Annotated in this window: 20 protein-coding genes; 12 read left to right on the top strand and 8 right to left on the bottom strand. The window is 61.8% G+C overall.

All coding sequences use genetic code 11. From position 1 onward, the window contains the following. Nucleotide 1: 1 nt before the first annotated feature. The 7 genes from PVE98_RS20980 to PVE98_RS20950 form a co-directional block, all read right to left on the bottom strand. On the bottom strand, nt 2–796 hold the full coding sequence (locus PVE98_RS20980; protein WP_033748656.1) for an amino acid ABC transporter ATP-binding protein: 795 nt from the start codon (nt 794–796) through the stop codon (nt 2–4). After that, nucleotides 780–1,709 carry an amino acid ABC transporter permease gene (locus PVE98_RS20975; RefSeq protein ID WP_033748654.1) on the bottom strand — a complete coding sequence of 310 codons (930 nt, stop codon included), beginning with the start codon at nt 1,707–1,709 and terminating at the stop codon, nt 780–782. The genes PVE98_RS20980 and PVE98_RS20975 overlap by 17 nt, the downstream gene beginning before the upstream one ends. A 9-nt stretch (nt 1,710–1,718) precedes the next feature. After that, entirely contained in the window at nt 1,719–2,231 is a 513-nt protein-coding gene (locus PVE98_RS20970) for a GNAT family N-acetyltransferase (protein WP_033748652.1), read from the bottom strand. Nucleotides 2,232–2,241: 10 nt separating this feature from the next. Continuing rightward, a complete protein-coding gene (locus tag PVE98_RS20965) occupies nt 2,242–3,183 on the bottom strand; it encodes an ABC transporter substrate-binding protein (protein WP_096074003.1) in 942 nt (313 codons plus the stop codon). A gap of 13 nt (nt 3,184–3,196) precedes the next feature. Then, nucleotides 3,197–4,510, bottom strand: a complete 1,314-nt coding sequence (locus PVE98_RS20960; protein WP_096074004.1) for an LLM class flavin-dependent oxidoreductase — start codon at nt 4,508–4,510, stop codon at nt 3,197–3,199. A gap of 79 nt (nt 4,511–4,589) precedes the next feature. Continuing rightward, nucleotides 4,590–5,744 carry an amidohydrolase gene (locus tag PVE98_RS20955; RefSeq protein WP_096074005.1) on the bottom strand — a complete coding sequence of 385 codons (1,155 nt, stop codon included), beginning with the start codon at nt 5,742–5,744 and terminating at the stop codon, nt 4,590–4,592. 17 nt (nt 5,745–5,761) lie between these two features. After that, nucleotides 5,762–6,760, bottom strand: a complete 999-nt coding sequence (locus PVE98_RS20950) for an MsnO8 family LLM class oxidoreductase (protein ID WP_096074006.1) — start codon at nt 6,758–6,760, stop codon at nt 5,762–5,764. Nucleotides 6,761–7,084: 324 nt separating this feature from the next. Here PVE98_RS20950 and PVE98_RS20945 point away from each other — a divergent pair, with 324 nt between their 5' ends. The 12 genes from PVE98_RS20945 to PVE98_RS20890 all read left to right on the top strand — a co-directional run bounded on the left by PVE98_RS20945 (nt 7,085) and on the right by PVE98_RS20890 (nt 19,040). Then, nucleotides 7,085–8,716: a TIGR04028 family ABC transporter substrate-binding protein gene (locus PVE98_RS20945; protein ID WP_096074007.1), complete on the top strand. Its 1,632-nt coding sequence runs from the start codon at nt 7,085–7,087 to the stop codon at nt 8,714–8,716. A gap of 13 nt (nt 8,717–8,729) precedes the next feature. Beyond that, entirely contained in the window at nt 8,730–9,674 is a 945-nt protein-coding gene (locus tag PVE98_RS20940) for an ABC transporter permease (protein ID WP_187143698.1), read from the top strand. Continuing rightward, on the top strand, nt 9,671–10,519 hold the full coding sequence (locus PVE98_RS20935) for an ABC transporter permease (protein ID WP_096074009.1): 849 nt from the start codon (nt 9,671–9,673) through the stop codon (nt 10,517–10,519). The genes PVE98_RS20940 and PVE98_RS20935 overlap by 4 nt, the downstream gene beginning before the upstream one ends. After that, complete coding sequence (locus PVE98_RS20930; protein ID WP_096074010.1) at nt 10,516–12,129, top strand: ABC transporter ATP-binding protein; 1,614 nt, start codon at nt 10,516–10,518, stop codon at nt 12,127–12,129. Before PVE98_RS20935 ends, PVE98_RS20930 begins: the two co-directional genes overlap by 4 nt. Continuing rightward, entirely contained in the window at nt 12,126–13,136 is a 1,011-nt protein-coding gene (locus PVE98_RS20925; protein WP_033748554.1) for a putative FMN-dependent luciferase-like monooxygenase, read from the top strand. The genes PVE98_RS20930 and PVE98_RS20925 overlap by 4 nt, the downstream gene beginning before the upstream one ends. Continuing rightward, a complete protein-coding gene (locus PVE98_RS20920) occupies nt 13,133–14,245 on the top strand; it encodes an alkylhydroperoxidase domain protein (protein WP_096074011.1) in 1,113 nt (370 codons plus the stop codon). Before PVE98_RS20925 ends, PVE98_RS20920 begins: the two co-directional genes overlap by 4 nt. Nucleotides 14,246–14,247: 2 nt before the next feature. Further along, nucleotides 14,248–15,378: an amidohydrolase gene (locus PVE98_RS20915; RefSeq protein WP_369826070.1), complete on the top strand. Its 1,131-nt coding sequence runs from the start codon at nt 14,248–14,250 to the stop codon at nt 15,376–15,378. 20 nt (nt 15,379–15,398) lie between these two features. Then, complete coding sequence (locus PVE98_RS20910; protein WP_096074013.1) at nt 15,399–16,247, top strand: VOC family protein; 849 nt, start codon at nt 15,399–15,401, stop codon at nt 16,245–16,247. Nucleotides 16,248–16,485: 238 nt separating this feature from the next. Then, nucleotides 16,486–17,076: a TetR/AcrR family transcriptional regulator gene (locus tag PVE98_RS20905; protein WP_096074014.1), complete on the top strand. Its 591-nt coding sequence runs from the start codon at nt 16,486–16,488 to the stop codon at nt 17,074–17,076. A 200-nt stretch (nt 17,077–17,276) separates the two neighbouring features. Continuing rightward, complete coding sequence (locus PVE98_RS20900) at nt 17,277–17,978, top strand: hypothetical protein (RefSeq protein ID WP_127908350.1); 702 nt, start codon at nt 17,277–17,279, stop codon at nt 17,976–17,978. 73 nt (nt 17,979–18,051) lie between these two features. Further along, nucleotides 18,052–18,645, top strand: coding sequence for a DUF308 domain-containing protein (locus PVE98_RS20895; protein ID WP_227741439.1), 594 nt, complete (start codon nt 18,052–18,054; stop codon nt 18,643–18,645). Nucleotides 18,646–18,749: 104 nt separating this feature from the next. Further along, on the top strand, nt 18,750–19,040 hold the full coding sequence (locus tag PVE98_RS20890; protein WP_096074015.1) for a chorismate mutase: 291 nt from the start codon (nt 18,750–18,752) through the stop codon (nt 19,038–19,040). Between the two features lie 132 nt (nt 19,041–19,172). Here PVE98_RS20890 and PVE98_RS20885 read toward each other — a convergent pair whose 3' ends face one another. Further along, a complete protein-coding gene (locus tag PVE98_RS20885; RefSeq protein ID WP_096074016.1) occupies nt 19,173–20,033 on the bottom strand; it encodes a LysR family transcriptional regulator in 861 nt (286 codons plus the stop codon). Between the last annotated feature and the right edge of the window lie 125 nt (nt 20,034–20,158).

Here is a 20,158-nt window from a genome sequence, read left to right as displayed (position 1 = left end):
CCTATAGCACGCGCGCAAGGAAGCGGCGCGTGCGTTCATGGCGCGGATTGCTCAGCACCTGCGCCGCGCTGCCCTGCTCGACGATTTTGCCATCCACCATAAACACCACGTTATCCGCCACTTCGCGTGCGAAGCCGATCTCGTGCGTCACAATCACCAGCGTGGTGCCCGAACGCGCCAGCTTTTTGATGACGTCGAGCACTTCGCCCACCAGCTCGGGATCGAGCGCCGAGGTCGGCTCGTCGAACAGCATCACGCGCGGGTTCAGCATCAGGGCGCGCGCAATGGCGATGCGCTGCTGCTGGCCGCCGGACAAATGGCGCGGCCAGGCGTCCGCCTTATGGCGCAGCCCGACGATATCGAGCAGCTCACCGGCGCGCGCGACGGCGTCGCGCTTCGACAGCTGCCGATGGGCGATGGGCGCCTCTATCAAATTCTCCAGCACGGTAAGATGCGGAAAGAGGTTGAAGTTCTGGAACACGTAGCCGACGTTAACGCGCTGGCGCAAAATCGCCTTCTCTTTAAGCTCATAGAGCTTGTCGCCGCGCCGCTGGTAGCCGATATAGTCGCCGTCGATTTGAATAAAGCCCTCATCGACGCGTTCCAGATGATTCAGCGTGCGCAGCAAAGTCGACTTGCCGGAGCCGGACGGCCCGACAATCACCGTCACCGAGCCGGGATCCAGCGCCAGCGACACGTCGTCCAGCGCCTTGTGGCGGCCGTAGCTTTTGCTGACGCCGGTAATGCTGATGGCGCCGGTGGCGTGCGCCTGGCGGTAATCAATGGCTTCGGACATGGCTAATCTCCTCATTTGCGGCAACGGGGTTCAGGCGGCTGCGCCACTGGCGCCAGCGCGAAGGTTGCGGATCGCGGGTGACGCTGCGCGCCAGCCAGCGTTCGACGCCGTGCTGGATCGCCGACAGCACCGTGGTGATGATCAGATACCAGGCCGCGCCCACCATCAGCAGCGGAATCACCTCCTGGTTGCGGTTGTAGATCATCTGGATGGTGTAAAACAGCTCTGGCATCGCCAGCACGTAAACCACCGACGTGCCTTTAGCGAGACTGATGACTTCGTTAAAGGCGCCAGGAATAATGGCGCGCAGCGCCTGCGGCAGAATAATGCGAAAAGTACGGCGCGTCGCAGAGAGGCCGAGCGCCGACGCCGCCTCCATCTGCCCGTGATCGACGCCGAGGAAGCCGCCGCGAATTATCTCCGCGCTGTAGGCCGCCTGCACCAGCGTCAGGCCGATCACCGCCGCCGGAAACTGCCCCAGCACGTTAATGGTCTGGAAATGGCCCCAGGCGAGCGCGGTAAAGGGCACGCCGAACGAGAGCGTGTCGTAGAGATAGGAAAAGTTATAAAGAATAATCAGCACCACGATCAGCGGCAGCGAGCGGAACAGCCAGATATAGCCCAGGGCGAGCGTGCTGAGCAGCCACGACGACGAGAGGCGCGCCAGCGCCAGCAGGCCGCCGAAAATCAGGCTAAAAACGGTGCCGAGCAGCGTCAGCAGCAGCGTCTGCCCCAGACCGTGCAGGATCACCGGATCGAAAAACCAGCGGGCGAAGACGCTCCACTCCCAGCGCGGATTGAGCGCCACCGACTCCACCACGCCTGCCAGAATAAACAGGGCGACGATCGCCCCAAAGGTTCGGGCCGGATAGCGCGCCGGCACCACTTTCAACTGTTGATGTTCCCTGCTCATTTTGCCTCCTTAACTCGCCTGCGCGACGCGGTTAACGTCGATCACTTTGGTAAAACGCAGACGGCCGTCATGGGGCGGCTGCCCGTAGCGTTCCAGATCGCCGCTCAGGTCGAACTGCGGCTGATAGCCGAAGCTGCTGTAGAGATGCACCGCTTCCGGCTGGCGAAAACCGGTGGTGAGATAGAGTCGCCGGTAGCCAGCGCGCAGCGCGCGCCGCTCCAGCTCCTGCACCACTAACAGCGCCAGTCCCTGCCGCCGCAGATCGCCGCGCGTCCAGATGCGCTTTAGTTCGGCGGTCTCCTCGTCAAAGGGCTTATAGGCGCCCATGGCGATAATCTCGCCGTCGCGCTCCAGCACAATAAACAGGCCGCGCGGCGGCAGATACCACTCGGTTTTCTCCACTTCCTGGTTGTTGCGGAAGAAGTCGCCGTAGCGCGAGGCGTAAAAGGCGAAGAGTCCGCTCAGGATCGGCTGCAGCTCAGGCGCTTCCGGCGACACGTCGCGAAAATGTTGCTGGCTCATGGTTCACCTCTCAGTCGCCCAGGCCCGGCGGGTTAATTTCGGAACGATCGATCTTCTCTACGCCTTCGCCCCAGCGGTTGAGCACCTTGAGATAGTCGCCGTTCTGGATCACGCCGTTCAGCGCGGTATTGATCGGCTCGGCCAGACCGCTGCCTTTTTTCACCGTCACCGCGATGTGCGCCACTTTCGGCCAGCCGCCGTCAAAGCTCCCCACCAGGCGGGTTTTGCCGGTCAGCGCCGCTTTCCACGCGCCGATCACGTTCGGCCCGAAGTAGGCGTCGGCGCGGCCCGACTGCAGCGCCAGCGTCTGGGCGGCGTCATCTTTGGTATAGATCGGCGTGAACGGCTTCAGCCCCTTCGCCTGATTGGCTTTATCCCAGGCGAGCAGCACCGCCTCCTGATTGGTGCCGGAGCCGACGATAATGCGCAGCCCGGCGATATCCTCCGGCTTCGCGATCGCTGTAATCTTGCTGTCGGCCTTGACGTAGAAGCCGAGCGTGTCGCGGCGGTAGGTGGCGAAATCGAACTTCTCTTTACGCTCTCTGGTGACGGTAACGTTGGAGATAGCCGCGTCGTACTTGCCCGAGGCGACGCCGAGCGGCCAGTCTTCCCACGAGGTCGGTACCACGTTGAGCTTCAGGCCGAGGCTGTCGGCCACCAGCCGGGCGATGTCTACTTCGCTGCCGAGCAGGGTCTTGTTGTCGTCGGAGAAAACCGTCAGCGGCGGCGAGTTCTGCGCGGCGACCGCCACGGTAAACGCGCCCGGCACCACAAAGTGATGGCCGGCCGGCAGCTGCGCCACCGCCTGGTCATTCTTCGCGGTATTAATCGGCGCTTTATTGGCGTCGAGGCTGACGCGCTGGCCGTTGTAATCGACGTTAGTGCCTTCGGCATACACGCCGCCGGACGTCGCCAGCAACAGCAGGGCGATAAGGGTTTTATTATTCTGCATAGCGAAGGTGCTCTTATTGTTGTGAGAACTGGTTAGCCGGTTCCTTCAGGCCAAAGCTGGCGCGCAGGGTGGTGCCGGGGTAGTCGCATCGCGTCAGGCCGCGCGCCTGCAACACCGGCACCACGCGATCGACGAAGCGCTCGAAGGTGTCGGGCGTGCCGCCCTGAATGATGAAGCCGTCAGTGGCGAAATTTTCGAACCACTGCTGCAGGCCGTCCGCCACCTGTTCCGGCGTGCCGTGAAACAGCGGACGCGGCGTCGCGGCCTCCAGCGCCGCCTGGCGCAGCGTATGGCCGTGCTCGCGCGCCTTGCGTTTGATTTCGTCGGTGGTGCTGCGAAAGCTGTTCTGGCCGATATCGCCCAGCTCAGGGAAAGGCGCATCCAGCGGATACTGTGAGAAGTCGTGGTGATCGAAGAAACGGCCCAGATAGTTCAGCGCATCCTGAATCGACACCAGCGCGGCGGTGGTCTGATACTGCTGCTCGACATCCTCGGCGCTGTCGCCGACGATCACGCTGACGCCCTGGAAGATATGCAGATCTTCCGGCTGGCGGCCGTTTTCCACCAGCTGGCGCTTCACGTCGCGGTAGAACGCCTGCGCCTCTTCCCGCGTCGGCTGATGGGTGAAAATCGCGTCGGCATGGCGCGCCGCCAGCTTTTTGCCATCTTCGGAGGCGCCCGCCTGGAAGAGGATGGGACGGCCCTGCGGCGTGCGCTGAATATTCAGCGGCCCGGCCACCTGAAAAAAATCGCCATGGTGGTCGATGGCGTGCAGCTTGCCCGGCTCGAAAAACTTGCCGCTCGCCTTATCGCGCACGAAGGCGTCCTCTTCCCACGAATCCCACAGCCCTTTCACTACGGTGAGATATTCGTCGGCAATGCGGTAGCGCAGCGCATGTTCCGGATGCTGCCTGCGGGAAAAGTTTTTCGCCGAGCCTTCCAGCGGCGAGGTCACCACGTTCCAGCCCGCGCGGCCGCCGCTCAGATGATCGAGGCTGGCGAACTGGCGCGCGGTAATAAAGGGCTCGCTGTAGGAGGTGGATACCGTACCCACCAGCCCGAGATGTTCGGTCACGCCCGCCAGCGCCGACAGCAGCGTCAGCGGCTCGAAGCGGTTGAGAAAGTGGGGAATCGATTTTTCATTGATATAGAGGCCGTCGGCGACGAACAGGAAGTCGAGCTTGCCCTCTTCCGCTTTGCGCGCGATGCGTTTCGCATAGTCGAAGCTGATGCTGGCGTCCGCCTGCGCGGCGGGATGGCGCCATGCGGACATATTGCCGGAGGCGCCATGCAGGATGGTGCCCAGTCGAAGCTCTCTCGTGGTCATGATGTTCTCTCTTCTTTTGTGGCAGCGGTGCAGCTCGCGCGGCGCATCGGCACGCGCGAACGCCGTTCAGTTCAGGGGATCAGATCAGGATGGCGTCGCAACATCGCGCGCTGAGCCGCTGCAGCGCGTGCTGCGCCAGCTGCGCGAAGTAGCGGGCGGCGGGCGCGATCAGCGCCTCGTCGGGATTAAAGGCGGAATGATGCAGGCCGAACGGGCTGGCGCTGCCGATGCTGACGAAGGCGCCAGGCGTCTGCTGGAGATAAAAAGCGAAATCTTCGCCGCCGAGGTGCAGATCGGCCGTCTGCACGCGGTAGCCCGCCTGCCCGGCAATCTCGCTGGAAAAGCGCGCCCACTCAGGATCGTTGACCAGCACCGGTGGACCAGCGTGCCAGCTCAGGGTCGCCTGCGCGCCCGCCGCCTCGGCGAAATGGGTGACCAGCGCCCGCACGCGCGCCTCCAGCCCGGCGCGCACGTCGAGGTCGTGAGTGCGTGCGGTGCCGCCGAACTCGACGCTGCCGGGCAGCACGTTCCAGGTTTTGCCCGCATCGATGCGCGTGATGCTCAGCACCAGGCTGTCGAGAGTGTTGAAGCTGCGGCTGGTGAGGCTTTGCAGTCCCTGGATAATCTGACTGGCGGCGACAATCGCGTCGACGCCCTCTTCAGGATGCGCCGCGTGCGCCCCTTTTCCGCTAACGCGGATAATAAATTTGTCGGCGTTGGCGTAGAACGCACCGCCGCGCGTGGCGAACACGCCGGTGGGCAGGCCCGGCTCGTTGTGCATGCCGAAGATCGCCTGCACCCCCTCCAGCACCCCGGCGTCGATAAACTGCCGCGCGCCGGCGGCGATCTCTTCTGCGGGCTGAAACAGAATACGCACCCGTCCCTTCAGCGTCGTCTCAAGCTGCTTCAGCAGCAGCGCCGCGCCCAGCATCACCGCGCTGTGCACGTCATGGCCGCAGGCGTGCATCACGCCGGGATGGCGCGAGTGGAAGGCCAGGCCGCTCGCTTCATGCACCGGCAGCGCGTCGATATCGGCGCGCAGGGCGATCAGCGATTCGCCCTGGCCAATCTCCGCCACCAGCCCGGTTTTTAGCGGATAGTCCAGCAGCGCAATATCCGCCGCCTGCAACCATGCGCGCAGCCGCGCAGTGGTCGCCTCTTCATGGCCGGAGAGCTCCGGCCAGGTATGCAGCTCGCGACGCCACGCAATCAGCTGGGAATCGAATGTGCTCATGGTTCTCTCCGCCAGGGTCAGGCCGCGACCAGATGGTGTGTCGCCAGCAGCTCCAGCGAGCGGACGCGCGCTTTCGGTTCGGCAATCGGCGTGTCGATAATGAATTCGTCGACGGCGTAGTGCTGCTGCAGCGCATCCAGCTGGGCATGCACCTGCGCGGCGGTGCCTTTCAGCAGCGACGGCGTGCGCGGCTCAATAACGTAGTCGCTAAAGCCGCCCTGACGCACATAGCGTTCGGCCTGCTCAAGGCTGGCGACATTGACGCCCTGGCCACCGTTGACCCTGACGTGAAAGTGACGCAGGCCGTTGACCAGCAGATCCGCCTCTGCCGGAGAGTCGGCGACCACCACCTGCACTGCGACAAGCGCGCGCTGGCCGCTGAGGCGCGTGTAGGTGCCGAGGGTATTCTCCATCAGCTGACGATCGCCGTTAAGATGGGCGGCGAACACCAGCTGCCAGCCCTGCTGCGCGGCTAGCGTGGCGCTCTCTTCGCTGGCGCCCAGCAGAAAACGGTTAGCCGGACGCGGCGGCAGCGGTGTAGCGTGCAGCGCCTCTTCGTCGTCTGCCTCGCGCTGCGGCGCGTCGAGCCACTGGCCCAGCTGCTTCAGCTGCTCGGCGAAGCTGCCTTTTGCCTGCGCGTCCACGCCCGCCTGCAGCGCGCGGGTCGACAGCGGCAGCCCGCCCGGCGCCTTGCCGACGCCAAGATCGATACGGCCCGGCGCCAGCGACGCCAGCAGGTTAAAGTTTTCCGCCACTTTATAAGGGCTGTAGTGCTGCAGCATCACGCCGCCGGAGCCGACGCGAATATGCTGCGTTTGCGCGATAATCCAGGCGATCAGCACCTCCGGCGACGGACTCGCCAGCTGCGCGGTATTGTGATGTTCGGCCAGCCAGAAACGGTGATAGCCCCAGCGTTCCGCCTGTTGCGCCAGTTGCAGAGTGCGCTGTAACGCGCTGCTGGCCGGCTCATCTGCGAGCACCGGCGATTTATCTAACAGACTCAGACGATATGACATTCACCCTTCCTCACTTATATCCCGTTGCGACCCAGTGTGGAGCGAGGCTAATAATTCGTAAAACAACAAATATGAAAAAAGGATCGCGAAAAATGGCATAGCGGCTGTTATTTCTGCCGGGCAGTGCGCTCCTGAAATAAATAAAAGCGGATAGCGAGAGAAATAATAAAACTCATTGTCTTTGGCGAATGACGCTCGTCTCGTTAACCCGCCGTTATTTGTTATTTTCAGATAAGCTTTGCGCAATTCGTTGGTTCATTTGGCCTGCGCCGCGTCCGATGATGAATTCCGTCTTTTAAGACAGTTGATAACAAAGGAATTCACATGACGCGTTTCACTTTTTCGCCACTGCCGCGCGCGCTGGCATTTGCTCTGCTTGCAGGGAGTATCACCGTTCACGCGGCGGAGACGCCGGTGAAAGGCGGCACGCTGATCTATCTTGAGCAGCAGGCGCACACCAATCTTTATCCGCCTGCGGGCGGCTTCTATCCTAACGGCGGCATCCTTAATCAAATTACCGATAAGCTCACCTGGCAGAACCCGGAAACATTGCAGGTCGAACCCTGGATTGCCGAGAGCTGGAGCAGCAATGGGGATAAAACCGAATATACCTTTAAGCTGCGGCCCGGCGTCACCTTCTCCGACGGCACGCCGCTGGACGCCAACGCGGTCGCGAAAAACTTCGATACCTACGGTCTGGGTAATAAAGCGCAGCGCCTGCCAGTCTCTGAAGTGATTAATAACTACGACCACAGCGAAGTTATCGATCCCCTGACGGTGAAGTTCTATTTCAAAAAGCCCTCGCCCGGTTTTTTACAGGGCACCGCCACCATCGGTTCCGGTTTGGTTTCGCTCAGTACGCTGGCGCGTAATTTCGACCAGCTTGGCGACGCGCGACATATTATCGGCTCCGGCCCCTTCGTGGTCAGCGACGAAAAGCTGGGCCGCGAGGTCGACCTGATCGCGCGCAAAGGCTACCAGTGGGGGCCGAAAAACGGCCAGCAGCAGGGGCCCGCCAATCTTGACGGCATCAAAATCATCGTCACGCCGGAAGACAGCGTGCGCATCGGCGCGCTGCTGGCGGGCCAGGCGGACGTGATCCGTCAGGTGCAGGCCTATGACGAGAAGCAGGCGAAAGATCAGCACTTCCCGCTTTACGCGGCGCCGACGCGCGGCGTAAACGACAGTATCAGCTTCCGTCCGGACAACCCGCTGGTGAGCGACCTGCGCGTGCGTCAGGCGCTGCTGCACGCCACCAACGCGAAGCAGGTGGTCGATACCCTCTTCTCGCCCAACTACCCGCAGGCCAAATCGGTGATCGCCGCCAGCGCGGCGGGCTTCGTCGATCTCAGCGACAGGCTGACGTTCGATCCGGAACAGGCGAAAAAGCTGCTGGACGAAGCGGGCTGGAAGGCGGGCGCCGACGGCATCCGCGCCAAAGCGGGCAAGCCGCTGGCGCTGACCATCTATGAATCGCTGCCGCAGCCGCAGAACAAAGAGGTGCTGCAGCTGATTGCCCAGCAGTGGCGTCAGGTCGGCGTGACGCTGACGGTGAAAGCGGGCGACGCGGGCAGCAAGACCCTCGACAGCCTCGATCCGCTGAAAACGCCGCTGACCGTCTCGGAAGTGGGCCGCGCCGATCCCGACGTCATCAAAAGCCAGTTCTACCCCAGCAACCGCGACGCGCTGCTGCAAAAAGGCGGCTCCAGCGACAAAGTGCAGAGCTTCCGCGACGACAAGCTCAACGCGCTGCTGCTGGCGATCTCCGCCGAGGTCGATCCGGCGAAGCGCCTGCAGCTAGCGGGCGACGCGCAGCGCTATCTGCTGGATAACGCCTACGTCATTCCGATCTTCGAGGAGCCGCAGGTGTTTGCCGGCGCGCCCTGGCTGAAAGGGGTGCGCTTTGAAGCGGTCGGGCGCCCGGCGTTTTACGGCGCCTGGCTGGAAAAACATTAAGGCGGGATAAATGATGCAACACTATCTGCTGCGACGGCTGGCTAGCGGGCTGCTGGTACTATGGGCGGCCTTTACCCTCTCCTTTGTGCTGCTGCAGGTGCTGCCCGGCGACGCGGTGCTGATTAAGTTTCAGAACCCGGATTTGGGGCTGAGCCCGCAGCAGATTGCGGAGATGCGCCTCGCCTACGGCGCGGACAGCCCGCTGTGGCAACAGTATCTGCATACGCTGTTCGCCATGCTGCGCGGCGACTTCGGCTTTTCGGTGCAGGCGGGCGTGCCGGTGAGCGCGCAGATCGCCGATAATCTGCCGGGCACGCTGCGCCTGGCGCTGTGCGGATTTCTGCTGGCGACGCTGCTGGCGTTCGCGCTGGCGGCGCTGTCGCGTCAGCCCGCGCTGCGCGGCCTGCGTGCGCTGCTGCAGTCGCTCCCCGCGCTGCTTATCTCTATTCCGACCTTCTGGCTCGGCATCGCGCTGATCCAGATCTTCTCTTTTCAGCTGCGCTGGATTCCGGTGATCAACCCCTCGCCGTGGCAGGGCCTGCTGCTGCCCATCGTCACGGTGGCGGTGCCGATCTCCGCGCCGCTGGCGCAGATCCTGCTGCGCAGCATCGATGAGGTTTCGACCCAGCCCTTTGTGGCAGTGGCGCGCGCCAAAGGCGCAAGCGAAAGCCGCGTGCTGTGGCGTCACGTCTTGCGTAACGCCATGCTGCCGGTGCTGACCATCGCCGGACTGCTGCTGGGCGAGCTGATAGCCGGCGCGCTGATCACCGAAACGGTGTTCGGCCTCGGCGGTCTCGGCCAGCTGACGCAGCAGGCGGTAAATAATCAGGATGTCGCGGTGCTGCAGGCGGTGGTGATGATCTCGGCGCTCGGCTTCGTGGCGATCAACCTGCTGGTGGATCTGCTGATGCCGCTGTTCGATCCGCGCCTGCAGCGCGTGGCGGGAGGTGCCCTGTGAGCCTTGTCGATTACTCAACCGCGCGCCGCGCCTTAAGCGGACGCCGGACGCTGCGCGTGCAGCCAGGCTTATGGCTGGCGTGGCTGGTGATAGGGCTGGCTGTGGGCGCTGCCATCGCGCCCGCGTTGTTTACCGCCTGGAGCGCCACCGAAGGCATCGCCGGGGCGCAGCGTCTGGCGCCGCAGGCGGGGCACTGGCTCGGCACCGATCAGCTGGGACGCGATCTCTGGGCGCGTATGGTGTACGGCGCCTCGGCGTCGCTCTCCGCCGCGCTGATCGCCGTGGCGATGGGGCTGACGGCAGGCACTGCGCTCGGCGTGCTGGCGGGCGCCAGCGGCGGCAAAACCGAGACGTTGATTATGCGCGCCGTCGACGTGCTGCTCGCCATCCCTTCTCTGCTGCTGTCGTTGAGCGTGCTGATCCTGCTCGGCTTCGGCACGCTGCACGCCGCGCTGGCGGTGGGCGTGGCGTCAATCGCCAGCTTTGCCCGACTGGCGCGCGGCGAAGTGGTGCGCATCCGCCACAGCGACTACGTCGAGGCGGCCTTCGGCAGCGGCGGCACCTTTTTCGCCGTGCTGCGCCGCCATATTTTGCCCAACGCGCTGATGCCGGTGATCGCCTTCGCCGCGCTGCAGTTCGGCCAGGCGATCCTCGCGCTCTCGACGCTCAGCTTTCTCGGCTACGGCACGCCGCCGCCCGCGCCCGAATGGGGGCTGCTGATCGCCGAAGGCCGCAACTATCTCTCTACCGCATGGTGGCTTACCACCTTCCCCGGCATGCTGGTGATCGCCGTGGTGCTGGCCGCCAATCGCATCAGCATTCAGATTGCAGGAGGTCGCCGATGAGCGCATCCGCGCCGCTGCTGGCGGTGAAACATCTCAGCCTGAGCTATCGCAGCGGGCATCAGTGGCGTCAGGTGGTGCATGACGTCAGCTTTGAACTCCGGGCCGGGGAAATGGTGGCGCTGGTGGGCGAATCGGGCTCCGGTAAAACCACCACTGCGCAGGCGATTATCGGGCTGATGGCGGAGAATGGCCGTCGCGACGGCGGCGAGATCCGCCTCAACGGCGAAGATATCGCCGACTGGTCGCAGAAGCGGCTCGACCGGCTGCGCGGCGTGCGCATCAGCCTGGTGCCGCAGGATCCCGGCAATTCGCTCAATCCGGTGAAAACCGTCGGCGCGCAGCTGGAGGAGATCCTGCTCCTGCACACCGCACTCAGCGGCGACGCACGCCGCCGCCGCGTGGTAGAGCTGCTGACGCGCGTCGGCCTGAGCCATCCGCAGCAGCGCGTCGATCAATATCCGCACCAGCTGTCGGGCGGTATGAAACAGCGCGTGCTGATCGCTATCGCGCTGGCGCTCAGCCCGGATCTGATTATCGCCGACGAGCCCACCAGCGCGCTCGACGTGACGGTACAGAAGCGCATCCTCGATCTGCTCGACGCGCTGCGCCGCGAGTCCGGCACCGCCGTGCTGTTCGTTACCCACGATTTGGCGCTGGCGGCCGAGCGTGCGGATCGCATTATGGTGTTTCGCCACGGCGAGATTCAGGAGTCGGGGCCTGCCGCGCAGCTGGTCGGCGCGCCGCAGCATCCTTATACCCGCCAGCTGTTGCGGGATGCGGCGCCGCATCGCATCACACGGCGCGCGCCCGACCGGCTGGCAACGCCCGCGATCGACGCCGCCGCCATCGGCAAGCGCTTCGCGCTGGGCAAAAACAGGCAGCTGCAGGCGCTGCACAACGTCAGTTTTCAGGTGGCGCGTGCCTCGACGCACGCGCTGGTGGGCGAATCCGGCTCCGGTAAGACCACGCTGGCGCGCATTCTGCTCGGCTTCGAACGGGCGGACAGCGGCAGCGTGACGCTGGACGGCACGCCCGTCGGCAGCCTGCGCGGCGAAGCGCTGCGCCAGCTGCGGCGTAAGATCCAGTTCGTCTATCAGAACCCGTTCGCCTCGCTCGATCCGCGCCAGACGCTGTTGCAGATCATTGAGGAGCCGCTGCGCAACTTCGAACGGCTCGGCGCCGCTGAGCGTCGGCGCCGGGTTGAAGCGGTCGCCGAGCGCGTGGCGCTGCCTGCCGAGATGCTGTCGCGCGGCGCGCGCGAACTTTCCGGTGGCCAGCGTCAGCGCGTCGCCCTTGCCCGCGCGCTGATCCTCAACCCCGACATTCTGGTGCTGGACGAGGCGACCTCGGCGCTCGACGTGACCGTTCAGGCGCAGATCCTGCTGCTGCTGCAACAGTTGCAAAACGAGCTGGGGCTCACCTATCTGTTTATCACCCACGATCTGGCGACGGTGCGCCATATGGCCGACAGCGTCACGGTATTGCGCGCAGGCGAAGTGGTGGAAAGCGGTGACGTTGTCACCCTGTTCGCCTCCCCGCAGCACCCCTATACCCGCGAACTGATCGCCGCCATTCCGCAGTTCACTCCGCGTATGAGGGCTTCCGCATGAGGCGACGCATTGGCTTTTTCACCCGACTGCTGGATAAGGCGCCTGCGCAGCAGCGCTACCGCCTGGCGACCGAACAGATCCAGCACGCGGAACGGCTCGGCTTCGACAGCGCCTGGATCGCCCAGCACCATTTTCACGAGGCGGAAGGCGGCCTGCCGGCGCCGCTGGTGTTTCTGGCGCACGTCGCCGCGCATACCCGCACCATTCGCCTCGGCACGGCGATTATCACCCTGCCGATGGAGAACGCCCTGCGCGTGGCGGAGGATGCGGCGGTGCTGGATCTGCTGGCTGAAGGACGGCTGGAGATCGGACTGGGCTCCGGCGGCACGCCAGACTCCTTTCTGCCGTTCGGCCTGACCTTCGACCAGCGCGCCGCCGCCTTCGCCGACAACCTGCATCAGCTGCTCGGCGCCTGGCGCGGCGATTCGCTGGCGCATCCCGACAACCATCTCTATCCCGCTGCGCCGCAGCTGGCGCAGCGCGTCTGGATCGCCACTTTCTCTATCGAAGGCGCAGCGCGTGCCGGGGCCGCCGGACACGGGCTGATGCTGTCGCGCACCCAGCCGCGCCCGGCCTGGGATCCCGCGCTGCCGCTGGATGCGATACAGAATCCGCTTATCGACGCCTATCTCGACGCGCTGCCCGCCGGGGTTGCGCCGCGCATTCTCGCTTCGCGCACCGCCTTTATCGCCGATTCAGACAGCTATGCGCGCCGCGTCGCGGAGCCGGGCATCCGCCAGCAGGCGCAGCAGTACCGCGCCGCCGGCCATGCGCTGCGCGGCGAATCGCTGGACGATCTTTTCGCGCAGTTCGACGCCCACGTCGGTGACGCCGTCACGGTGCGCGCCTCGCTGGCGCAGGACAGCGTGCTGCCGCGCGTCACCGATATCTCTTTTCAGGTGCACTCGGTCGAGCCGTCGCCTGCCGATACGCTGCGCTCCATCGAACTTATCGCCGAACAGCTTGCGCCCTGGCTGCGCACGCTCACCTCTCAGGAGACCCTATGACCCATTCTCACGATCTGCTGGCTGACCTGGCCGATATCGATCCCGCCAGCGCGCTGGCGCAGGCGCGGGCCACGCGCGATGCCGCGACCCGCCACGCGCAGGGCAGCTACGAGGTGCTGTTTAGCCAGCAGGAGAGCGATTTTCCGCTGGCCGAGCGCCTCGCGCTGGCGGCGCAGGTGGCCGAATGGCACGGCGCTGAACGGCTGCGCGCCCACTATGCCGCCCATCCGACGTATCAGCCGCTGAGCGACGACGTGCGCCATCAGCAGGCGCGCGATTTTGCGCAGCGCCTGACCGTTGAGCCGGTCGCCGCCGCGCCGGCGCATATTGCAGCCTTGCGCGACGCAGGCTGGAGCGAGCGCGGCGTGGTGACGCTGGCGCAGCTGGTCGGCTTTATCAGCTTTCAGAGCCGCCTGCTGGCCGGTTTGCGCCTGCTGCAGGGCGAAGAGAGCAGCAGTCCGGCGCACGCCGCCGTTGCGGGCCGCTGGCACACCGCCGCGCAGACCCTTAGCGGCCAGACTGCGCTGACCGCCTTTACCCAGGCGGAACTTGGCTGGGAACCCTGGCTGGCGGCGAAGCCGCTGGAGGCATTTAATGCCGAAGAGCAGGCGCTTCTGGCGCGCTTCGGCCACAGCGACTCCGACTATTTCCGCCTGCTGGCGCGCAACCAGCCGGTGCTGGAACAGCGCACCCTGACTGATAAAGGCATCTTCTACACCGCCGGCGGACTGCCGCGCGCCGAACGCGAACTGGCTGCGACGGTGGCGAGCAAGATCAACGGCTGTATCTACTGCGCATCGGTGCACGCGCGCAAGGCGTCACAGCTCTCGAAAGATAACGATGCGGTGCAGAAATTACTTAACGTCGCGCCCGGCGCGGTGCTGTCGCACGGCCAGTCGCCGCGCTGGGCCGCCGAGATCGACTTCGCCGCCTCGCTCTCCGTCACGCCACCTGCGACCAACCTGAAGCAGCTTCAGGCGCTGCTCGACCAGCAGCTGGATACGCTGGCGCTGCTCGACCTGATCCAGTCAACCGCCTTCTTCGCCTGGGCGAACCGCCTGATGCTGACGCTCGGCGAACCCTTTTTGCCCTCTGACGCACAAGGATAAGCATGTTGTTATCTGACCAACTGATCGCCTGGCGGCGCGAGCTGCATCAGCATCCTGAGCTATCGAATCATGAACTTCAGACCACCGAGCGCATCACGCGCTGGCTGCGTCAGGGCGATATTCGTCTGCTGCCGCTGCCGCTAAAAACCGGCGTGGTGGCGGAGATCGGCCACGGCGAACCCGTCATCGCGCTGCGCGCCGATATCGACGCGCTGCCGATTGATGAAGCTGTCGACCATCCCTGGCGGTCGCAGCAGCCCGGCGTAATGCACGCCTGCGGCCACGATCTGCATACCTCGGTAATGCTTGGCGTCGCGCACCGCCTGCGCCAGCAGGAGCAGCAGCTGCCCGGCCGGGTGCGCATTCTGTTCCAGCCGGCGGAAGAGACCTTTAACGGCGCGCAACAGCTGATCGACGCCGGCGCGCTGGAGAGCGTGCAGGCGATTTTCGGCATGCATAACGCGCCGGATCTGCCGCTCGGCACATTGCGCACGCGCGGAGGCGCCTTTTACGCCAACGTTGACCGCTTCACCATCCGCATCCGCGGCAAGGGCGCGCACGCCGCGCGGCCGCATGAGGGCATCGATTCGATTGTGATCGGTAGCCATATCGTTACTGCGCTGCAGACCCTGCCGAGCCGCGTTTTCAGCGCGCTGGAGGCGGTGGTGCTGAGCGTGACGCGCTTTACCGCCGGCAACAGCTGGAACGTGCTGCCGCAGAGCGTCGAGCTGGAAGGCACGGTGCGCACCCATAACGACACGATCCGCGAGGCGATCCCGCACCGGATGCGTCAGCTGATCAGCAGCATCGCCGCGGGTTTCGGCGCGGAAGCGGAGCTGGAGTGGATCGCCGGGCCGCCCGCGCTGGTCAATACGCCCGCCTGGGCCGACTTTGCTCTGGATCTGGCGCAGGCGCGCGGTTTCGCCACCGAGCGCGGCACGCCGCAGATGGGCGGCGAAGATTTCGCCTTCTATCTGCACCATGTGCCGGGCGCCTTTGTCAGCATCGGCAGCGCCAGCGCGTTCGGGCTGCATCATCCGGGGTTCGATCCCGATGAGGGCATGCTCGAAACGGCGGTGGACTATTTTACGCAGCTTGCGCCGCGCGCCCTGGATATCGTGGCCAGCGCATGACGAACAAGAGGAGAAAGGAGATGGCTATTCCCGTTCCCGTACCGGTGCTGGATCATGTAGTCATTAACGTGGCGGATCGGCTGGATGAGGCGAGCGCGCTCTACCGGCGGCTCGGCTTTCAGCTCAGCGAACGCGGCCACCATACGCTCGGCTCCAGCAACCATCTGGCGATTTTTGGCGAGAACTACCTTGAGCTGCTGGGCTACGAGCCAGGCCGCGGCGAACAGCGCAAAGATTTATGGCAGGCGCCGCCTGGCCTGACCGGACTGGTATGGAAAACTCAGGATGCAGAGAGCGCCTGGCTGCATCTGCAGCGTCAGGATCTGGACGGCGACGCCCCCGCCGCGTTTCACCGGCCGGTGACGCTGCCGGACGGCGAAGCGAGCGAGGCGCACTTCCGCACCGTGCGGCTGCGCCCGGCGCTGATCCCCAACGGCCGCAGCTTTTTCTGCCAGCACGACACGCCGCATGCGGTATGGCAGGCCGCCTGGCAGACGCATCCTAACGGCGTGCGCAATATCAGCGAGTTTGTCATTGTGGCGCAGGATCCGGCGCTCTCCGCCCAGGTTTACAGTCACCTGTTCGGCGCGGATCGCATCCTCGCCTGTCAGGATGGCGCCTTCGTGCTGAAGGCGGGCGAAGCAAAGGTGCGTTTCGCCTCCGCCGCCTATGCGCAGACGCGATTCGGCTCGCTGCCGGCAGATTATGACGGCTCGGCACGTATGTCCGCGCTCAGCTTCCGCAGCGACGATCTGGCGAAGGTGAAAGCGAGCCTGCTGCTGGGCGATATCCCCTTTCGCGAGGAGCCGGATGCAATTGTGGTGGCGGCAGACCAGGGGTTTAACGTAGCGCTGCGGTTTCATTTGTGAGGTAAGGGATAGTACAGCCATTACGTCCTTCTCCAGGCTGTTGCGCTGCATCTAAGGCGGCGGCCTGAGAGATCATGATTTTGCAACAGCGCGTTTTCGTGTTTGTGAGTCTGAATAATCCCGGCTTCAGGTCTTAAGTGCGGTGCATTGTGTGCAGATGAATAACGGTTGACACGTAATCCTACCTACTAGTAGATTGATGAACAGCCGTTACCTTATTTTTATTGTCGGAGCATGCATGAATACCGAACGTTCACTGAAAGCCGCAGAAATCATGCATCACGCCAGGATGCTGCTCACCTCAGGCGGCTATAAAAGCTTTAGCTACGCCGATATAGCCGAGCGCGTACAGATTCGCAAAGCCAGTATTCATCATCATTTCCCAAACAAAGCTGATTTAGTACAGGCGGTAGTCAGTGATTATCGTCAGCAGGCGCAGGCGGGAATGGCGGCAACCAGCCAGTACTTTGCCGGGGATGCACTGGGCGAAATTAACGGTTATGTGAATTACTGGGCTACCTGCATTAAAAACAACGATTCGCCCTTTTGCATTTGCGTCATGCTGGCGGTGGAATTACCGGTTTTACCTGAAGAGGTGGCGAAGGAGGTCAGCGGGCATTTTACGGACCTTACCGAATGGCTGACCGCCGTGCTGAACAGGGGCGAAAAGAGCGGCGTATTTACCTTGCGGGAAAGTGCAGCGACGGAGGCAGCATCTTTTATGGCAACGGTACACGGTGCGATGGTCGCAGCGCGCGCCTTTAATAACGTTGACCTGTTCCTGCACATTGTCGAACCGGCAATCAATAAGCTGATGAAATCGAACTGACTGTTGTCTGCTTAAAAGCTGCGCCTGACACTTTTTGTTCTCGATTCACTCTGCTCTGCCCCTCGCTGGCAGACAGAAAAAATATAGCTGCTCTGAATATTAAATCCCCTTGTATAAGGGAATAAGGAGCTGGATTTGTCGTTGATGCTCAGCCTACCTTCTAGTAGGTTGATAAAATACAGTTACAACCAACAGGCATAATGCTGGTGAAATTATGCTTAAACGCGCTTGCCATCATGGGGAAGTTATTTATGACCAGCATTGGTGCACTGCCTTCAGCGGTAAATTTAATATCGTCGAACGTTGACAGCATAAAAAAACGATCTCCCGATTCTGCTGCATCAGGTTTCCAGACTCTCTTGCAGAACCAGGTGAAAGCTTCACAACGTCATGCGTTAAATATTGAAACTATGCAGCTGAAGCAGTCAGAAAATATCTCATCGCATCGGTTAGACACCGATACTCTGCTTGCACAACTGCTTGCCAGTAGAAAAATGCTATTACCTCCCAGGAGCCCTGAGTGTCATTCAGCAATGACCAACAGAAAAGCGTTGGCAGAGTGTCGTCAGGATAATCACTCTGATAGTGAAGCCTGTGAAATAACTTCTTCTGCGCCTATTCACAAAACCGATTCTCGCTCATGTCCTGATCGGATCAATGATTCAGATCCCCTGAACCTGGCGTGTAATACGCCTGTTGCAGACATTCAGTTTGCGGCTCAGCCCTATTTTCCTGCCATGGCGATGCTGCCGCTTACTTACATTTTTATTTGGGTTTCGCCCGAGTTTGTCCGGTTCCCTGCGCGATTTTCTAACGGCCACCCTTTTCGTATACGCAGAGTGCGTCTTTTAGACCGCTCAGGTCGCCGCCAGAATAGTTATAACCTTAATGAAGAGGATTAATTTGGTCATTCTTTTATGCACCAAACAACGTTTTTTCTGTCTGTAACAGCCCCTGTCCATCTGGAGAATCATTTTGAAAAGCAAAAATTTAACGTCTACTGACCCGCAAAACCATTGGCTTCAGTCTTACTATTATATGCGCGCTGCGGTATCTGTTATCTGGATTACGCTTGCGGTACTTCTCGGGAAAGAGAATCCCGTTATCGGTGCCGTTCTGCTGGTGCTCTATCCTGCCTGGGACGCACTCGCTAATTATATCGATGCGCAAAAATCAGGAGGGTTAGCGGTAAACCCACCGCAGAAATTTAACCTTATTGTCAGCATGATTGTCGCGCTGGCTATTGTCTGGGCGCTCTCCATAAGCATCAACACGACCATTAAAGTCTTTGGCTTATGGGCAATATTTTCTGGCGTACTGCAGCTTTCCGCTTCGCTTCGTCGCTGGAAAACCGCTAACGGACAGTGGGCGATGATTTTAAGCGGCGCGCAATCTGCATTAGCGGGCATATTTATGTTTAAGCAGGCCAGCAGTGACCAGCTTTTAGATGTTACGACTGTTGCACCCTATGCGGCTTTCGGCGTCTTCTATTTCCTGATCTCAGCCGTCACCTTGACGATAAAAAACAGCCGCAAAAGTAAAATTATTGCCAAACGACAAGTGGATTAACGGGGAATAGCCCTGTCTAAAAATACGCCTGACCCTCTTCGCTGAGTGAACAAGCGAGGCGTTCCCCCTTTCCTTTATTCAAACTTATGGCGAGAGACAAATACATGTCTACTGATGATTATCAGGCAGCGCTATTATCGCATCGACAAACGATCGATAATCTCGATGCCGCGCTCATTTATATTCTGGCAGAACGATTTCGGTGCACGCATAAAGTCGGTGAGCTTAAGGCAGCGCATAATATGCCGGAAAGCGATAAAAACAGGGAAGCGGTGCAGCTAGCCAGATTGAAAGCGATCGCGGAAAGTTCGGGTCTCGATGTGACTTTTATGGAAGAAGTGATGCGTAAAATTATTGACGAGGTCGTACGCAGGCATGAAAAATTAAAAGCGTGACGCTGTTCAGGCAATAGTAATCCAGAATAGCTGATTGCGTCGTCACAATGATATTTCAAGCAAAGGATAGCCTGGCCGATCGCACCGTTTTTTTCGGGCGTCGGCCCGTCTCTTTTCAACCTCTGTAACAAATTAACTTTCTTTAAAAGCCAGCATACTGTCGGCGATATCGAGCATGGCGCGCAGGCGGTCCATATGCCGGAGGTCTTGATGGTAGCCTACCCAGATATCCCTTGATGGCGGCAGATCGGGAGTGGCAATACGCTGCAGCCCGGGGGTGGCATCGCCCAGAGGTTGCGGCAATACGGCAACGCCCATGCCGCACCGGCACATTTGCGCCTGAATCGCCCGGCTGGTGCTTTTAAACGCGGGCTTTGACTGCGGAAAACGCTCGAGAAGCCAGGCGACATCGGGAAAGTGCGACTGTTCGGTGTTCATCAGGATCAGGCCCACCGACGCGGGATCGGCGACCATTTTCTGCGCATTTTCAGGCGTGCCGTAGAGAGCGTACGGTATGCTCATCAGGCGCCGCTGGACAATATCGGGATCGGTAAAGGGCACGATGCGAAACGCGATGTCGGCATCGCGGCGCGACAGATTGAGCAGGCGGAAACTTGCGATGACTTCCGGCACAATCGCCGGATGGCGACGCGTCAGTTCGCCAAGTACCGGCGCCAGAACATAGTTGGCAAACCACTCTGCTGAGGATATGCGCAATATCCCTTCCAGGCGGTCGTGATTTCCTGCCAGGCGACGTTCCAGCGCCAGCGCGGAGTTCTCCATCGCTTCCGCCAGCTTCCTCACGCCGTCACCAGCGTCAGTGAGGACCAGCCCCTCCTTTGTCCGGCGAAATAGCGCCTGCTGCGCTTCATCCTCAAGCGCCTTTATGCGGCGTCCGATCGTTGGGTGGCTCACGCCAAGACTCTGGGCCGCCTTGCCGAAAGACCCGTTACGCATGACTGCAAGAAATACCTGAACGTCACCCCACTCCATGCCGCCGCCTCGCCGTTCAAAAATGAACGTTGAATATACAAAATTGTCAGTTCTCAAACAACTTTGTAGGTATCACCATAGCTTCCATCACTCAATAGCCTTATGCGGCCCTGTCAGGAAGCTGT

The sequence above is a fragment of the Pantoea sp. GABEPS69 genome (genome assembly GCF_045780835.1).
GTDB classification, from domain to species: domain Bacteria; phylum Pseudomonadota; class Gammaproteobacteria; order Enterobacterales; family Enterobacteriaceae; genus Pantoea; species Pantoea septica.
Note: the sequence above shows the minus strand (reverse complement) of the source record. Positions and strands in the feature narration are given on the sequence as shown.

Excerpts from the sequence above, each read along its gene's own strand:
- PVE98_RS20885 (WP_096074016.1), bottom strand. The coding sequence starts at position 20,033 with ATGGAGTGGGGTGACGTTCAGGTATTTCTTGCAGTCATGCGTAACGGG.
- PVE98_RS20905 (WP_096074014.1), top strand. The coding sequence starts at position 16,486 with ATGAATACCGAACGTTCACTGAAAGCCGCAGAAATCATGCATCACGCC.
- PVE98_RS20925 (WP_033748554.1), top strand. The coding sequence starts at position 12,126 with ATGAGGCGACGCATTGGCTTTTTCACCCGACTGCTGGATAAGGCGCCT.
- PVE98_RS20900 (WP_127908350.1), top strand. The coding sequence starts at position 17,277 with ATGCTGGTGAAATTATGCTTAAACGCGCTTGCCATCATGGGGAAGTTA.
- PVE98_RS20910 (WP_096074013.1), top strand. The coding sequence starts at position 15,399 with ATGGCTATTCCCGTTCCCGTACCGGTGCTGGATCATGTAGTCATTAAC.
- PVE98_RS20945 (WP_096074007.1), top strand. The coding sequence starts at position 7,085 with ATGACGCGTTTCACTTTTTCGCCACTGCCGCGCGCGCTGGCATTTGCT.
- PVE98_RS20950 (WP_096074006.1), bottom strand. The coding sequence starts at position 6,760 with ATGTCATATCGTCTGAGTCTGTTAGATAAATCGCCGGTGCTCGCAGAT.
- PVE98_RS20920 (WP_096074011.1), top strand. The coding sequence starts at position 13,133 with ATGACCCATTCTCACGATCTGCTGGCTGACCTGGCCGATATCGATCCC.
- PVE98_RS20915 (WP_369826070.1), top strand. The coding sequence starts at position 14,248 with ATGTTGTTATCTGACCAACTGATCGCCTGGCGGCGCGAGCTGCATCAG.
- PVE98_RS20980 (WP_033748656.1), bottom strand. The coding sequence starts at position 796 with ATGTCCGAAGCCATTGATTACCGCCAGGCGCACGCCACCGGCGCCATC.
- PVE98_RS20890 (WP_096074015.1), top strand. The coding sequence starts at position 18,750 with ATGTCTACTGATGATTATCAGGCAGCGCTATTATCGCATCGACAAACG.
- PVE98_RS20940 (WP_187143698.1), top strand. The coding sequence starts at position 8,730 with ATGCAACACTATCTGCTGCGACGGCTGGCTAGCGGGCTGCTGGTACTA.
- PVE98_RS20970 (WP_033748652.1), bottom strand. The coding sequence starts at position 2,231 with ATGAGCCAGCAACATTTTCGCGACGTGTCGCCGGAAGCGCCTGAGCTG.
- PVE98_RS20930 (WP_096074010.1), top strand. The coding sequence starts at position 10,516 with ATGAGCGCATCCGCGCCGCTGCTGGCGGTGAAACATCTCAGCCTGAGC.
- PVE98_RS20975 (WP_033748654.1), bottom strand. The coding sequence starts at position 1,709 with ATGAGCAGGGAACATCAACAGTTGAAAGTGGTGCCGGCGCGCTATCCG.
- PVE98_RS20960 (WP_096074004.1), bottom strand. The coding sequence starts at position 4,510 with ATGACCACGAGAGAGCTTCGACTGGGCACCATCCTGCATGGCGCCTCC.
- PVE98_RS20955 (WP_096074005.1), bottom strand. The coding sequence starts at position 5,744 with ATGAGCACATTCGATTCCCAGCTGATTGCGTGGCGTCGCGAGCTGCAT.
- PVE98_RS20965 (WP_096074003.1), bottom strand. The coding sequence starts at position 3,183 with ATGCAGAATAATAAAACCCTTATCGCCCTGCTGTTGCTGGCGACGTCC.